This is a genomic window from Marisediminicola sp. UYEF4, from assembly GCF_040546025.1.
Lineage (GTDB): Bacteria > Actinomycetota > Actinomycetes > Actinomycetales > Microbacteriaceae > Marisediminicola.
The window spans coordinates 1-15,174 of the sequence record NZ_JBEPNA010000011.1 but is presented as its reverse complement, the minus strand read 5'-3'; the positions used below and the strand labels follow the sequence as shown (position 1 = coordinate 15,174).

Annotated in this window: 12 protein-coding genes and 2 pseudogenes; 6 read left to right on the top strand and 8 right to left on the bottom strand. The window is 67.0% G+C overall.

The window, feature by feature from the left end:
* Positions 1–13: 13 nt before the first annotated feature.
* Both ABIB15_RS10695 and ABIB15_RS10690 read left to right on the top strand, forming a co-directional pair.
* Positions 14–583 (top strand): sensor histidine kinase, encoded by a 570-nt coding sequence (locus ABIB15_RS10695; protein WP_354478111.1) that lies wholly within the window; start codon positions 14–16, stop codon positions 581–583.
* The gene (locus ABIB15_RS10690; RefSeq protein ID WP_354478109.1) at positions 577–1,131 is read left to right on the top strand and encodes a LuxR C-terminal-related transcriptional regulator; all 555 of its coding nucleotides are present in this window, start codon (positions 577–579) and stop codon (positions 1,129–1,131) included. The genes ABIB15_RS10695 and ABIB15_RS10690 overlap by 7 nt, the downstream gene beginning before the upstream one ends.
* A gap of 136 nt (positions 1,132–1,267) precedes the next feature.
* Here ABIB15_RS10690 and ABIB15_RS10685 read toward each other — a convergent pair whose 3' ends face one another.
* Genes ABIB15_RS10685 through ABIB15_RS10660 form a run of 6 tightly spaced genes read right to left on the bottom strand, consistent with a single transcriptional unit; the run spans position 1,268 to position 7,559 of the window.
* Complete coding sequence (locus tag ABIB15_RS10685; protein ID WP_354478106.1) at positions 1,268–2,491, bottom strand: mechanosensitive ion channel family protein; 1,224 nt, start codon at positions 2,489–2,491, stop codon at positions 1,268–1,270.
* Between the two features lie 55 nt (positions 2,492–2,546).
* Positions 2,547–3,305, bottom strand: a complete 759-nt coding sequence (locus ABIB15_RS10680; protein WP_354478104.1) for a FadR/GntR family transcriptional regulator — start codon at positions 3,303–3,305, stop codon at positions 2,547–2,549.
* Positions 3,306–3,307: 2 nt separating this feature from the next.
* Positions 3,308–4,096, bottom strand: coding sequence for a 3-oxoacyl-ACP reductase (locus ABIB15_RS10675; protein WP_354478102.1), 789 nt, complete (start codon positions 4,094–4,096; stop codon positions 3,308–3,310).
* Positions 4,097–4,109: 13 nt separating this feature from the next.
* Positions 4,110–5,474 carry an aldehyde dehydrogenase family protein gene (locus tag ABIB15_RS10670; protein WP_354478099.1) on the bottom strand — a complete coding sequence of 455 codons (1,365 nt, stop codon included), beginning with the start codon at positions 5,472–5,474 and terminating at the stop codon, positions 4,110–4,112.
* Positions 5,471–6,205: a gamma-glutamyl-gamma-aminobutyrate hydrolase family protein gene (locus ABIB15_RS10665; protein ID WP_354478096.1), complete on the bottom strand. Its 735-nt coding sequence runs from the start codon at positions 6,203–6,205 to the stop codon at positions 5,471–5,473. The genes ABIB15_RS10670 and ABIB15_RS10665 overlap by 4 nt, the downstream gene beginning before the upstream one ends.
* On the bottom strand, positions 6,192–7,559 hold the full coding sequence (locus ABIB15_RS10660) for a glutamine synthetase family protein (protein WP_354478094.1): 1,368 nt from the start codon (positions 7,557–7,559) through the stop codon (positions 6,192–6,194). Before ABIB15_RS10660 ends, ABIB15_RS10665 begins: the two co-directional genes overlap by 14 nt.
* Before the next feature lie 227 nt (positions 7,560–7,786).
* Here ABIB15_RS10660 and ABIB15_RS10655 point away from each other — a divergent pair, with 227 nt between their 5' ends.
* Positions 7,787–9,331: an amino acid permease gene (locus ABIB15_RS10655; RefSeq protein WP_354478091.1), complete on the top strand. Its 1,545-nt coding sequence runs from the start codon at positions 7,787–7,789 to the stop codon at positions 9,329–9,331.
* A 65-nt stretch (positions 9,332–9,396) separates the two neighbouring features.
* Here the strand turns inward: ABIB15_RS10655 and ABIB15_RS10650 are convergent.
* Together ABIB15_RS10650 and ABIB15_RS15295 are read right to left on the bottom strand one after the other, a co-directional pair.
* Positions 9,397–9,651: pseudogene (locus ABIB15_RS10650) on the bottom strand (cell wall-binding repeat-containing protein); the annotation flags it as partial.
* Positions 9,652–9,932: 281 nt separating this feature from the next.
* Positions 9,933–10,001, bottom strand: a pseudogene (locus tag ABIB15_RS15295) (hypothetical protein); the annotation flags it as partial.
* 947 nt (positions 10,002–10,948) lie between these two features.
* Here ABIB15_RS15295 and ABIB15_RS10640 point away from each other — a divergent pair.
* From ABIB15_RS10640 to ABIB15_RS10630, 3 genes are all read left to right on the top strand, one after another.
* Positions 10,949–12,406: a hypothetical protein gene (locus tag ABIB15_RS10640; protein ID WP_354478089.1), complete on the top strand. Its 1,458-nt coding sequence runs from the start codon at positions 10,949–10,951 to the stop codon at positions 12,404–12,406.
* An 880-nt stretch (positions 12,407–13,286) separates the two neighbouring features.
* Positions 13,287–13,700 carry a helix-turn-helix domain-containing protein gene (locus ABIB15_RS10635; RefSeq protein WP_354478086.1) on the top strand — a complete coding sequence of 138 codons (414 nt, stop codon included), beginning with the start codon at positions 13,287–13,289 and terminating at the stop codon, positions 13,698–13,700.
* Positions 13,693–14,994, top strand: coding sequence for a HipA domain-containing protein (locus tag ABIB15_RS10630; protein ID WP_354478084.1), 1,302 nt, complete (start codon positions 13,693–13,695; stop codon positions 14,992–14,994). Before ABIB15_RS10635 ends, ABIB15_RS10630 begins: the two co-directional genes overlap by 8 nt.
* Positions 14,995–15,174 lie beyond the last annotated feature (180 nt).

The following is a 15,174-nucleotide window of genomic DNA, read 5'->3' as shown; positions in this document are numbered from 1 at the left end:
CGCCCACGCCGCCGTGCTCGACGACCGGCGACGACTGGCCAGGGAGCTCCACGACGGCGTGATCCAGGAGCTCGCGTTCATCCGCTCCGAGGCGCACTCGATCCCCCCGCACGTCGCATCCGGAATCCACATCATCAACGCGACGGACAGGGCACTCGACGAGGCGCGAGCGGCCCTCCAGGCACTCGGCCGCACCGGCGACGAGCCGCTGAGTTTCACGCTTCGCCGCGCGGCGACGGAGCTCGCCGAGCGCTACGGTGTCGATCTCGAGGTCGACCTCGACGATTCGATCAGGGTCGATCCCGCCCAGCAGCACGCGCTCATGCGGATCACGCGGGAGGCGATGTCCAACGCGGTGCGCCACGGCGATGCGAAGCGCGTTCGCCTGCGTCTGGGCGAGGCGCACGCCCTCCGCAGCCTCGCCATCGAAGACAACGGCTCGGGATTCGATGTCGCCCGTGCCGTCGCCGGGAGTGCCGGCTACGGACTCATCAGCATGCGCGACCGCGCGCGGGGCCTGCCCGGCGCGTTCAGCGTCGCCGCCGAGACCGGCACCGGAAGCGTCGTGACGGTCGAATGGTAGACCCGCACATCCGCGTCGTCATCGCCGACGACCACGCTCACATACGATCGCGGGTCCGCGCTGCCCTCGACATTCATATGCCGGGCGGGGGGATCCATGCCGCCCAGCAGATCGGGCGGACAGTGCCCCAGACCGCGATCGTGATGCTCACCCAGTCGACCGGGAGCGACGATCTGTTCGACGCGCTTCGCGCAGGCGCATCCGGCTACGTACTCAAGGGCACCGACCCGGCGGCGCTCCCCGGCGCGCTCCGCGCGGTGCTCGCCGGCGAGGCCGCGATGTCGCCCGCACTCGTGATGCGGATCCTCGACGAGTTCCGCGACCCCAAGACGCGTCGGTTCGCGCGCGAGTCGGCGGCGGCAGGCAAGCTCAGTGCGCGCGAGTGGGAGGTCATGGAGCTGCTCGCCGACGGCGTGTCGACGAAGGATGTCGCGAGCAGGCTGTTCCTCTCGCCGACGACGGTGCGGGTGCATGTCTGCGCGGTCCTCCGAAAGCTTTCACTCACGGATCGCGAGAGCGCATACCGGGTGCTGCGCGGCGACGTCTGACCTGAGCCCACCCGAAAGGCCCACGCGATGACGGCGGCGACGTCTGTGACCTACTGCATTGGCCGCCGCCGTGAACTCGACGGTGAAGTCGTGGTGTCCGCGTGGGCGACGCCTCCGACCATCATCATTGGTGCGGCTACACGCCTGGCCCGGCGCGCCCCTCGTCGCGCTCCTCCCCGGGCAGCGAGATGGCACCCGTGAAGTGGCCGGCTCGTGCCTTGGCATCGTCGTCCCCGGTGAAGAGGCCGGCACCGCCACGGGCGGCCGTCCCGGTGCCGGCGACGGGCTCGGGCTGCGCCGTGACCGGATGCCGGTCCGCCGCCGCATCCGACCGGCTGAGCTGCACCCGGTCGCGCGGAACCGACTCGGGGCTCTCGCGGGTGAGCCACGCCACGATCTCTTCGCGCACGAGGCACCGCAGGTCGAACAGGGTCGGCGCGTCGACCGCCGTCACGAGGATCCGCACGCGCACGTAGCCGCCGACGGCGTCCGTCACCTGCAGCACCGACACCCGGCGGTCCCACAGTTCGGTGCCGGCGAGGATCCGGGTCAGCTCGTCCCGGATGCGGTCGGGCGAGACGCTCCAGTCGAGGTCGAACTCCACGGCGCCGAGCAGCTCGGAGGTGCGCCTCGTCCAGTTCTGAAACGGGTTCGTCGTGAACCACGTCGACGGCAGCACGAGGCGCCGGTCGTCCCACAGGTGCACGACGATGTACGTGAGGGTGATCTCCTCGATGCGCCCCCATTCCCCCTCCACCACGACGACATCGTCGATGCGGATCGCGTCGCTGAAGGCAAGCTGGATGCCCGCGAAGACATTGGCGAGGCTCGACTGGGCCGCGAGCCCCGCGACAATGCTGAGGAGACCGGCCGAGGCGAGGATGCTTGCGCCGAGGGTCTCGACACCGGGGAAGCTCAGCAGGATCGCGCCGAGGGCGAGGATGACCACCACCACGATCGTGAGCCGGCGCAGGAGCGCCACCTGGGTCTGCATCCGCCGCGCGACGCGGTTGTCGGGTACGTCCAGCCGGTAGCGGCCGAGGCCCATGTCCTCGAGGAAGATCGCGGCGGCGGCGATGAGCCACGCCACGGCAATGATGAAGGCGACCCGGAAAGCGAGCGTCACCAGGAACCGCCAGTCCCCGCCCGGCAGTGTCAGCTCGACCGCGATCCAGACAAGGGCGACCGTGAGAGTGATGCGGAACGGGATGCGGGCGCGCGCCACCAGCACCTTGGGCCAGGCCCTTCGCCGCCCCGCGAGCCGCAGGGCGAGCGCGGCAACCGCCGTGATGACGACGGCGACGGCAATCGCGGCGACGACCGCGACGACCACCTCCAGCCATGGGCTCAGTTCTGGCATGGCGCTTGCCCTTCGGTCGGATCGTGCGATGCGGACGCGACCATTAAACAGGGGCTCAGGAGAGGAACCCGCGCAACAGAGCGGCGGACCCGTCGAGGTGCTCCCGCATCGCGCTCTCGGCGAGCTCGGCGTCGCCGGTGAGGATTGCGATGACAATCGCCCGGTGCTGCTGGTTGGAGTGCGCGATGTTGGGATCGAGCAGCGGGATTCGGTCGAGCAGGTCGTTCACTCGCGTGCGGTTGTCGGCGATGAGCGGCACGAGTGACGGCGAGCCGGCGAGCTCGGCGATGGTGAGGTGCAGCCGGGAGTCGAGCCGCCGATAGTCTTCCACCGGCGACTCGGCGGTCTCCTGCAGGCGGGTCCACAGCATGTCGCGCTCCGCCGCCGCGAGGGGGCGGGCGGCGGATGCGCGCGCACCGCCCGTCTCGAGGATCTCGCGAAGGCCCAGCACGTCGTCGATCTCGGCCGCCGTAATCTCCTCGTGCGGCTGCGCCGCCTCCTCGACGGCATTTGCAACCCCGCGCGGTGGGAGCGTCTCGCACACGAAAGTGCCTCCGTACCTGCCCCGCTTCGACACCACGAAGCCCGCATCGGCAAGCGACTTGATCGCCTCGCGCACGGTGTCCCGGCTCACTGCGAAGCGGGCGGCGAGGTCACGTTCTGCCGGCAGCGCCTCACCCGGCGCGACGATGCCCAGACGGATCGCCTGCAGCAGCCGCGCGACTGTGTCCTCGAACGCGTTGCCGGCCCGTACCGGCCGGAACAGCGCATCGTCGGCGACCGTCGGATGCGACTCTCCCCCCGGATCGGACATGACTACACGGGTGTCACGTACGCGGCGCTGATGCCGCCGTCGACCATGAACGTCGTCGCGGTCATGAACGAGGAGTCGTCGCTCGCGAGGAAGGCCACGGCGGCGGCGAGTTCGTCGGCGCGGGCGAACCGGCCGATGGGGATGTGGACGAGGCGCCGTTGCGCGCGCTCGGCATCCTTCGCGAACAGCTCGCGCAGCAGCGGGGTGTCGACGGGGCCCGGGCACAGGGCGTTGACCCGGATGCCCTGCCTGGCGAACTGCACACCGAGCTCGCGGCTCATCGCGAGCACCCCGCCCTTCGACGCGGTGTACGAGATCTGGCTCGTGGCCGACCCCATCACGGCGACGAAGGAGGCGGTGTTGATGATCGAGCCGCTGCGCTGCGGCACCATGTAGCGCAGGGCCGCGCGGCAGCACAGGTACACCGACTTGAGATTGACGTCCTGCACCTTCTGCCAGGCCGGCAGCCCGGTGGTCTCGATCGAGTCGTCGTCGGGCGGCGAGATGCCGGCGTTGTTGAACGCGATGTCGACCGAGCCGTACTCCTCGTCGGCCGCGGCGAACAGGTTGTCGACCTGAGCCTCGTCGGTCACGTCGACCTGGACGAAGATTCCGCCGACCTCCTTGGCCGCCGCGGTGCCCGTCGCGACATCGAGGTCGCCGATGACGACCTTCGCGCCTTCGGCCGCGAGGCGCCTGGCCGTCGCGAGGCCGATCCCGCTCGCGCCGCCGGTGATGACCGCGACCCGGCCGGCGAGGCGCTGGGTGAGATCGAGGGGTGTGACTGTCATGGCTGCTCCTGGTTCAATCGACGGTCGAGATGAAGACGTTCTTGGTCTCGGTGAACGCTTCCGCGGCATCCGGCCCCAGCTCGCGCCCGAGCCCGCTCTGCTTGAACCCGCCGAACGGGGTCGAGTAGCGCACCGAGGAGTTGGAGTTGACCGAGAGGTTGCCGCTCGCGATGCCGCGCGAGACCCGCAGGGCGCGACCGAGATCGCGGGTCCAGACCGAGCCGGAGAGACCGTACTGGCTCGCGTTGGCCATCCTGATCGCGTCGGCCTCGTCGTCGAAGGCCTGCACCGTGACGACGGGGCCGAAGATCTCGTCGGAGACCGTTCGGTCGGTGTCGGATGCGGGGAGCAGAACGGTCGGCGGGAACCAGAAGCCGGGGCCGTCGGGCGCGCTCCCGCGGAAGGCGACTCTCGCGTCATCGGGAACGTAGGCCGCGACCGAATCGAAGTGGGCGCGCGAGACGAGCGGTCCCATCTCCGTGTCGGCGTCGCCGGGCTGGCCCACCTTCACGGCCTTCACCGCAGGCTCGAGCAGCTCGAGGAACCGATCGAACACACTCCGCTGCACCAGGATCCGGCTGCGCGCGCAGCAGTCCTGGCCGGCGTTCTCGAACACGGAGTAGGGGGCGGTCGCCGCTGCCTTCTCCAGGTCGGCGTCGGCGAACACCACGTTGGCGCTCTTGCCGCCGAGCTCAAGCGTGACGGGCTTGACCTGCTCCGAGCATCCGGCCATCACCCGCTTGCCGACCTCGGTCGAGCCGGTGAAGACGATCTTGCCGACCCCGGGATGCGTGACGAACCGCTCACCGACCACCGACCCCTTGCCCGGCAGCACCTGGAACAGACCGGGAGGCAGCCCCGCCTCGAGCGCGAGCTCGCCGAGCCGGATCGCGGTGAGCGGGGTCCATTCCGCGGGCTTCACCACGACGGCGTTGCCCGCGGCGAGCGCGGGTGCGAACCCCCAGCTCGCGATCGTCATCGGGAAGTTCCACGGCACGATGATGCCGACGACCCCGACCGGCTCCAGAAAGGTCACGTTGATGCCGCCAGCGACGGGGATCTGCTGGCCGAGCATCCGCTCGGGCGCGGCGGCGTAGTAGTTCAGCACGTCGCGCACGTGGCCGGCCTCCCAGCGCGCCTGCCCGATCGGGTGCCCGGAGTTCGTCACCTCGAGGGCCGCGAGGTTGTCGATCGCGCCGTCGACGGCAGACGCGAACCGGCGCAGCGCGCCGGCGCGATCGGCGGGCGCGAGTGCGGCCCAGCCGAGCTGGGCGAGTGTCGCCCGCGCGATCGCCTCGTCGACCTGCTCGATCGTGCTGTGCTCGATCGTGCCGATCACAGTTTCGTCGGCCGGATTTATGAGTGTCGTGGTGGTCATCGTGCTGCCCTCACCAGTCCTTCGAAGAGTCGTCGGTCGGCGGCATCCTGCTCCGGATGCCATTGAACGGCGATGCCGAACGGCACCGCCCCAAGTTCCACGGCTTCGATCACGCCGTCCTCGGAGACCGCCGTCACCGTGAGGCCGTCGGCCACCCGGTCGATGCCCTGGTGGTGGTAGCAGAGAACGTTGAGGTTCGACGCGGTCTGGCCGAGCACCTCCGCGAGACGGCTGTTCCCGGTCACCTCGACGTCGACCGGCCCGAACTGGGCGGGGGCCGGCTGGTACTTCGTGCTGCCGACGATCTCGGGCAGGTGCTGGTGAAGCGTGCCGCCGAGCGCGACGTTGAGCATCTGGGCGCCTCGGCAGATGCCGAGGAACGGCATCTGCCGCGCGATCGCCCTCGTGATGAGCGCCCGCTCCCACGCATCCCTGTCGACCCGGGGCGGGGCGGTCGCCTCGTGCGGCTCCTGTCCGTAGAGGCCGGGGTCGATGTCGGCTCCCCCGCTCAGCACGAGGCCGTCGAGCGAGTCGAGCACCCGGTCGACGATCTCGTCGGTGACCGGCTGCGGCGGCAGCAGCACCGCGATGCCCCCCGCAGCGATGACCGAATCGAGGTACACCTCGGGCAGCACGGCGGCGCGCACGTCCCAGACGCCCATGTGGGCCGGTTCCAGGTAGGTGGTGATGCCGATGATCGGCGCGGAGGGTTGCTTGTCAGAGCCGTTCAAAGCCGCGAACCCTCTCCCAGTCGGTGACGGCCGCGTCGTACGCCGCGACCTCGATGGCCGCGTTATTGAGGTAGTGCTCGACGACGTCGTCGCCGAAGGCCGCGCGGGCGATGGCCGAGCCGCCGAAGAGCTCGGCCGCCTCACGCAGGCTCGCGGGCACGCGCGGCGCGGCACTGCCGTAGGCGTTGCCCTCGAGCAGTGGCTCGAGCTCGAGCTCGTTCTCCATGCCGTGGAGGCCGCCCGCGATGAGGGCGGCGACCGCGAGGTACTGGTTGACGTCGCCGCCCGGCACGCGGTTCTCCACGCGCATGCTGTGCCCGCGCCCGACGACGCGCAGCGAGCAGGTGCGGTTGTCGAGGCCCCAAGCGACGGCCGTGGGGGCGAAGGAGCCCTCGACGAACCGCTTGTACGAGTTGATGTTGGGCGCGAAGAACAGCGTCAGTTCGCGCATGGCTGTCAGCTGGCCGGCGAGGAAGTGTCGGAACATCTTCGACATGCCGTACTCGGCATCCTCGTCGGCAAAGACGGCGCTGCCGTCGGTGCCGCGCAGGCTGATGTGGATGTGGCAGCTGTTACCCTCGCGGGCGTCGTACTTCGCCATGAAGGTGATCGACTTGCCGTGCTGGTCGGCGATCTCCTTCGCCCCGTTCTTGTAGATCGAGTGGTTGTCGCAGGTGACCAGGGCCTCGTCGTAGCGGAAGGCGATCTCCTGCTGGCCGAGGTTGCACTCGCCCTTGACGCCCTCGCAGTACAGCCCGGCGCCCTCCATCCCCACCCGGATGTCGCGCAGCAGCGGTTCCATGCGGGTCGAGGCGAGGATCGCGTAGTCGATGTTGTAGTCGCTCGAGGCGGTCAGGCCCGTGTAGCCCTTCTTCCAGGCGTCGCGGTAGCTGTCGTCGAAGACGATGAACTCCAGCTCGGTGCCGATCTGGGCCACGAGACCGAGGTCGGCGAGCCGCGCAGTCTGCGCCTTGAGGATCTCGCGGGGCGATGGCCGCACGGGCGCCTCGTCGAGCCAGGTCAGGTCGGCCATCACGAGCGCAGTGCCCGGCAGCCAGGGCACGAGCCGCATGGTCGCGAGGTCGGGGATCATGGCCATGTCGCCGTACCCCTTCTCCCACGATGAGATTCGGTAGCCGTCGACCGTGTTCATCTCGACGTCGACGGCGAGCAGGTAGTTGCAGCACTCGGCGCCGTGCGACGAGATCTCGTCCTTGAAGAATCTCGCGGCGACGCGCTTGCCCACGAGCCTGCCCTGCATGTCGGTGAACGCGACGATCACGGTGTCGATCTCGCCGGCGTCGATGAGCGGGTTGAGCTCGTCCGTGGTGATCATTCCGGTTCGTCCTGCCATGATCTTGTCTCCTCGTCGAGCCCCGCGAGGTTGCCCGAGTGGCAACGTCCGACCATTACACCACAGCGCACGCGGTGTGCTCGGCGTGTTTGTCACAAGATATTAACGTCCAAAGGTAGACAGCGGGTACCAATAGACCAGTACGCTCCAATCAACTCTGATCCACTCGCGGGCGAGACCACCCGCGATCTCTACCGGTTCCGCACCGCCTCTGGGAGAAAAAACTCATGACAGATTCAGGCAAGCGCTCCACCTCCGGCGTCACCTACACGCCAGCCGCCGACGGGTACTTCGAGAAACGATCGCTGAAGAGATCCGCAGGAGTCTGGGGACTGTGGGGACTCGCCGTCGCCGCCGTCATCTCGGGTGACTTCTCGGGCTGGAACTTCGGGGTCGACTTCGCCGGCTTCGGCGGCATGGTGATCGCCTTCGCGATCCTCGTGGTCATGTACTACGGCCTCATCTTCAGCATCGGTGAGATGGCGGCGGCAATGCCGCACACCGGCGGCGCCTACTCCTTCGCCCGATCGGCGATGGGGCCGTGGGGCGGCCTGGTCACCGGGCTGGCAGAGACGATCGAGTACGTCGCGACGACCGCCGTCATCGTCTACTTCTCCGCGCAATACGCCGACGGGATCACGAGCGAGCTTCTCGGCTTCTCCCTCGACGGCAACATGTGGATCTGGTGGCTGATCCTCTATGCCGTATTCATCGCCCTCAACTCGGCGGGAGCCGCGATCTCGTTCAAATTCGCGATCATCGTCTCGATTATCTCCATCGCCATCCTTCTGGTCTTCTCGGCGATGGCGGCATTCTCTGGCCTCTGGAGCGTCGACAACCTGTTCAACATCCCGCCGGACGAGGGCCAGAGCACCTTCCTCCCGCACGGCGTTGTGCCCATCCTCTTTGCGCTCCCCTTCGCGATGTGGTTCTTCCTCGGCATCGAGGAGCTCCCGCTCGCCGCCGAGGAGTCCCACAACCCGTCCAGGGACATCCCGCGGGCGGGCCTGTGGGCGCGGGCAACCCTCATCGCGACGGGCCTGCTCATCCTTGTTCTCAACACCGGGATCCTCGGGGCGGAGGCGACGGGCGTCTCTCTCGAGCCGCTGCTCGACGGCTTCCGCGCCATCGTCGGCGACGAATTGGCCGCGGTCCTCGCGTTGTTCGCCCTCGTGGGGCTACTCGCCTCGCTTCAGGGCATCATGTTCGCCTACGGCCGCAACATGTACTCGCTCTCCCGAGCCGGGTACTACCCGAAGTTCTTCTCGCTCACCGGCAAGCGCCAGACCCCGTGGGTCGCACTTCTCGTCGGCGCGGTGATCGGTTTCGTGGCGCTCCTCGTACTGGAAGTGCTCGCCTCGGTCAGCGAGGGTGCCGGCGCGGTCGCCGGCGCGATCATCCTGAACATCGCCGTCTGGGGTGCTGTGCTCGCGTATTTCCTGCAGATGGTCTCGTTCGTTATCCTGCGACGGAAGTTCCCGAACGTTGCCCGTCCCTACGTCAGCCCGTGGGGCGTGCCCGGTGCGGTGACCGCCGCAGTGATCTCCGCGCTGATCTTCCTGGGCTTCCTGCTCAACGAGGCGTTCCAGCCGGCCATCATCGGGATCATCATCGTGTACGCGGTCATCCTTGCGGGCTTCGCTCTCTACGGACGCCACCAGCTCGTGCTCTCGCCCGAGGAGGAGTACGCGTTGAGCGGCGGCCTGCACAGGGATCCGCAGGCCGAGGGCTATGACGCGATGGAGAAGGACGTCTTCGGCGAGAAGAAGTAGCCTCACCCGTCTGCTGCGATGGGCCGGTCGCACCCGTGACCGGCCCATCCGTGCGTTCGGGCGCCTCAGCAGGAGGTGAGCGTCTCGACGGCCCGTGCGACCGCCTGCACTCCGCCGAGAATCACGATGCGCGATGGTGCGAACCTGCGGATCTCGGCAAGTGTGGCCGCCGGCACGCACACGCCCGGCACGACGTACAGCGGCGAGCCGACGCTTCCCGCCCGCGGCGCGCCCGCGAGTGCATCAGGAAACTTGGCGCCTGTTGCGAGGTCGACGGACTCCGCGTCCTCGAACGCCTCGTTGTTGATGTTCTTCGACGTCTCGTTTCGGTCAGGTCGGTGCCTCCGAGCCGGAAGGCGCCGCCGGGCAACCCCAGTGCCTTCGCATCGGCCAGTATCCCGGCCGACATGGACGCCGGTCCTCCTACCACGACAACGTCGATGGGCTTGAGGCGCAGGATGAGGGCCTCGGTCGTCGCATCGAGACCGCTCGCGGTCCCCTGCACCAGGAGTACGGCGCCGCCGAGCTTTCCCGCCGCCGCACTCGCCGCGAGAGCATCCGGGAAGTTCGCTCCCGTTGCCAGATACACCCTCGTCGCGCCGATCGCTCCGAAGGCGTCGCTGACGACACCCTGAGAGGCCGCAAAGCGGTCGGTGCCGCCGACGACGATGATCTTCTGCGGTCTCAGCCGGTTGAGTTCGGTCTTTACCGAATCCGGCAGCGCCGTCGGCAGCGTGAGGAGAACCGGTCCGCTCCGGTCGCGGCCGCCGCGGCTGGCGCGATGGTCGGCACGAGGGTCGTCGCGAGAAGGGCGGCTGCGAGGAGGGCGGTTCCGAGAATTCGACGTGTAGCGTCACCCGTTGTCGGTGTTCTCGAGCCCATCGTTGCCCCCGGCGATGTCGTCACCGCGTCCGCGATAACGCCGGACGTGCTCCACCGAGCGGGTGATGAGCGGTTCCGCCGCCGATTTCCCGCCGACGGCTTCACCATTTCTGCACCCCCGAACTGCCGAGGTGGTGGCGCCGAGACCCCCAGTTGGAGCGAGGCTCACGGATCGTCCGGGGGCGCCGCGGACTGCGCGGAAAGAACGGCCCTGGCGAGCGCCGAGTAGATCTCGTGCCGCGCGTCGGGTGGTTGCCCCGGGTGTAAATCGACGAGCTTCGCTGTGCACCCCCTGGGACTTGAATCCAGAACCCACTGGAGGCGATTTCACCCACCGTTTGCAGGCTATCTGAGGCGCTACTCCCCCGGAATCACGGGGATCTCGGGCTTCGTTACGTGATCCACTCTACGGTCGAGCTTGGACTGTTTGGGGCGACTTCGGAGTGGGTTTATGGCAGGTAAAGGACCGGCGCGCCAGGCAGAACAGCGATAGCTACCGGTCAGAACTCTGGGTAGCGGACTCCAACGGGCCACGAGGTCGAACGGAGCGTGCCGCTCGACTCCGGTTCCTACCTGACTGGATCGATGCCGACCGCAACGACGTTAGCGCCCCTTAGCGCGCGCTGATCAAAACTTATACGCTACAACTGCTCATCCGTCGCCGTCCAGTTCCCCATGCGCGTGGGCGGTCGGCCGGGACGACCACGTGTCGGTGCTCCGGAATACCGTTAGGGCATGCCGTTCGAACGCTCGTCGCCTCGCTACAGCGAATTCCGTCAAGCTGTGCGCCGGTTCCCGCCGTCGAGGTTCCTGCCCGCGCTCGCCGCACATACTTCCCAGCTCGATCCGCTGATCGTCGGTCGCGGCCGCCTCAATGACGGACGTTGGCCATGGGCCGCCTCGGCGATGGCCCGCGAATCGGTGCTCCACTCCAACGAATGGCGACACGGCGGTACACCGACGGAGTCGGACTTCGCGCGACTCTACAACTGCTTCAATGATGCCTACGAGCCGGAAGACGACCCGAGCCTCTCGGACATTATGACGCCGCTCGTCTACGAGCAATTCGGATATGGCGAGTCGGAATTCGAGGAACTCTCCCGGGTCTGGGCACTATTCGGAGACCCCACGCTTGGTACACCGATCCCCTGGGATGAGGTGTTCGGGATCGGCCTTGGCGAGGTCGCCCGTGCAGCGCTGATCCTGCACGCCTGGGTGACACACAACAGCGGCTTCATCGACTTCATCCTCTTAGACGCCCCGCACATGCAGTTGGTGTTCAACCGGGTAGCGCCGCGTGCCGAGCCGGTGCAGCTTATCCGCCACTTCACCACGACAATCGATGGCGCACGCGCGCTGCACGGCGCGGCTCCGCCCGTGGCCGGGCACCGGCAACGCTTCGCCTTCAATCCCTTCGTTGCCCGCCCCCTGATTGACCTCGGCCGGGCCGGTGTCTGGGCACCGCAGAGCATGCTCGTCTCGCGCGCAATCTTCCCTACCAACCTGTACTACGTCGGTATGAAGAAGTGGGGGTTGCCGTTCGCGGAGAACCTCGGAGGCCGCGTCGAGCAGTACGTCGGGCGGCAACTCCGGCTGATCGCCGGTGACCACGTCGAGGGCGAGATCAGCTATGGCAAAGGCGACAAGTCCGTCGACTGGATCTGGGTCACCGAGCGTGCCGTGGTGCTGGTCGAGTGCAAGAGCGCGCGCATGACTCTCGGCGCCAAAGCAGCCGATGCCTCGCTGGGCACGGTCGTCGCTCGATCGCTCGGCAAAGCGCGGGAGCAGATCGACCGCACCGCCGCGCTGATCCAGAACAGGCACGTCGCATTCGCGCACGTCCCAGCCGATCGGCCCGTGATCGGGCTGATCGTGACCGCCGAACCGTTCTACCTCGGCAACGCCAGCATCCTGCCTGAGTACGGCGCGCACGGCACCACCGCGGCCCAGGTCATGTCGCTCCGCGAGCTTGAGCACTTCGCCTGCCTCGATGAGCTCGAAGCCGTCGACCTACTACAGACCGTGCTCGCAGACCCGGAAAAGCGGACCTGGTCGTTGGTGAGCGTCATGAAGGACCTCCGCGACACCGGCAAGAACCCGATCCTCGAACGAGCCTGGAACCAATACAACTACCTCGACCAAGGCGACCTCGAATCAGTGCGCAGCGAAGTGCCGACAGCGCGGTCGGGATAGCGTGGGCGATTGACGGACCGTTCAACTGATCGCTAATAACACGGTCGACCTGATGTGCTTCCAGGACGTGGAGCGGCTATCAAAGTGTTCGCTGTTGGTCCGGGCACAGCCCGCTACCCTTCTCGCGGCACCAGGCCGATCATCTGCCGTCGTCGAATCGGTCGGGATCAAGAATCGAGCGTGGGCGGTGCGTATCCTCAGCCCTTCCACGCCTCAGCGATTGGTCGGGCAGCGATTCCACGCTAGTGCTGGTCGACGACCGGACGGCCGTGCGCTCTCGATCGCGACGGGATCGTCGCGGGGTCAATTTGCCGGAACACACGGTCTACGAGATCGCTCGCCAGCGAGACGCTGTGGAACTCTACAAGGCAGTGCTCGTCACCTGATCCAGGAATGAAAGGAGCAGGTGAGTCAGTGGCGCATATCTCGCCGTCGACGTCCTCAACGCATTGCGTGCATTCAGCGGGTGATTCAAGGTTCGGCAGGCGAGGACTACCGAGTGCTGGCGTGGAATGCGACCGGTGCTCGCCACCCGCGGTGAGCGTCCAGTGCCATCGGCAACGCACGGTCCGGCCGTACGTTCTCGATGAAGTTAACAGATATGGCGGACGAACCCATCGGTTTCCGGCAGCGTCCGCGGGGCCCCGGCGGTCGGCCGAAACCATGCCACGCCCGATCAGCCTTCACCCGCGGCGGCACGGCGACTGATCGAAAAACGGTGGGGACCTGTCGCATCCATGCAACACTGGGTTGAATGTACGGTTTGCGTTACATTTTACAAATGTACGATTTGCGTTACAATTCATAAATGTACGCTGTGCGTTACATTTGATGATGTAACACGAAAGCGACATGACGTGGTGTTGGGCACTCGAGGAGCATGATGCGGATCCGCACAGTTGATGACTTTGGTGCGGTCGCACGACTGCGCCGCCGCGAACTCGGTCACTCGCAAGAAGAACTGGCCAAGCGCGCTGGGGTCACCCGCCAGTGGTTGGTCCGATTCGAGCGCGATAGCTCTGACGTGTCATTGGCGAAGGTTTTCGCCGTCCTACGCGAGCTCAACCTCATCGTGCGCGCCGATCCGGTAGTGTCCGCTGATTCACCGCTGTCCCCACGGCCCAAGAAGTACGCGGTTCCCAAGATCGACATGCCGCAATTGAACATGGACGTGCTGAGACGCTCGTTGGAGGCGGTCCGTCAGATCCCCTCGCAGGACGAGCTGGTGGCCATGCGTGACGCGATCCGACAACTCGATTCAGCGAGACTGAACCCCCGAGCCCAGGATGACTGACCCGCTTGACGTCGTCCTCTATGGCTATCGGGTCGGACGTCTGCAACGCCGGGCCGTCGAAGACTACGTACTTGAATACGACGACGCATGGTCGAGCGCCGATGAGGCGATCCCGCTATCTCTGTCGCTCCCCCTGCGACAGAGGAGGCACACCGGCAGGGTCGTCGCCAGCTTCGTCGACAACTTACTGCCGGACAATCCGGAGGTGCGGCAGCGCTGGGCAAACGACGCCGGGCTGGACACCGTGGAACCCTTCTACTTGCTTCAAGAGTATGGCCAGGATGTCGCGGGGGCGGCGTCCTTTCGCCGCGCGGGCGAACCAGAGATCTCGAGTCGTCGGCCGATCTCCCATAGCGAGATCGCAGATCGAATCCGTTTGTTGCGAGAGGATGACACCGCGTGGCACGACGACTCCATGCCCGCCTCTGGGCAATTCTCGCTCGGCGGCGCCCAGACGAAATTCTCTCTTGCCCGGCACGGTGGCGCCTGGTTCGAAACCGCCGGCGCCGACGGATCAACCCACTTGTTCAAGCCCCAGGTCACCGGCGTCCAGGACGGCGAACTCATCGAGTACCTCGTCATGCGCACCGCGTATCTCCTCGGTATTCCTGCCGCAACCGTCGAACTCTTCGAACACGGCGGCGAGCACTCTCTCATGGTCGAACGCTTCGACCGGCGAATCGAAGGTGACCGGACCGTCCGGCTGCATCAAGAGGACATCCTGCAGGCTCTGGGACAACCCAGGCTCCTGAAGTTTGAGAAACACGGCGGACCGGGCGTCGACGAGATTGCTGGCTTGCTCGAGAAGGTCGCCGACGACGATTCCCGCAGACGCTACGCCGCGATGCTCCTCTTCTCCTGGATAGTCTTGTCGACGGACGCGCATACGAAGAACCACTCGCTCTTCCTGGAGTCAGGCGGAGCGAGACTTACTCCGCTGTACGACGCCTCGTCCGCGCTGCCCTATCTGGGCAACGACCTGACCCTGGATGTGCCTTCGTTGTTGAAACGGGCTGGGGAACGAGAGCTGGCGGTGCGGTACGGCGCGAGCTACCTGGCCCGCGATGTCGCACGCTTTGAGCTGGGCTTGATCGCGCGACGATGCGGAATGGATCGCGATGACCTGCTGGCCCTCGTGGCCGTCTACCTGATCGAGATTTCGGACGTCATGTCAGATGTCGCCTCCGACCTGCCACCGCGCCTGCAAACGGATACGATCGCGCGAACGGTGGCCTGGATGCCGATACGAGCGAAGCAGGCCGCCGAGGCCCTCGGCATCGACGCCCTGCTATAGCCCGGGGCGAACCGCACGCAGACGGACGGGACGCGCCACCCTTCGAGGGTGTGCCGCGCCAGCCGCTCAGACCCCGTCAAACCTTCTAGGTGCGCGGGTCGGAATCGGGTGACGTGGCGGGCGGCGTTGGCTCTGGCGTCGCGCGGTGACGATCGTGGGCCGGAGAACGGGTGGCTTCTT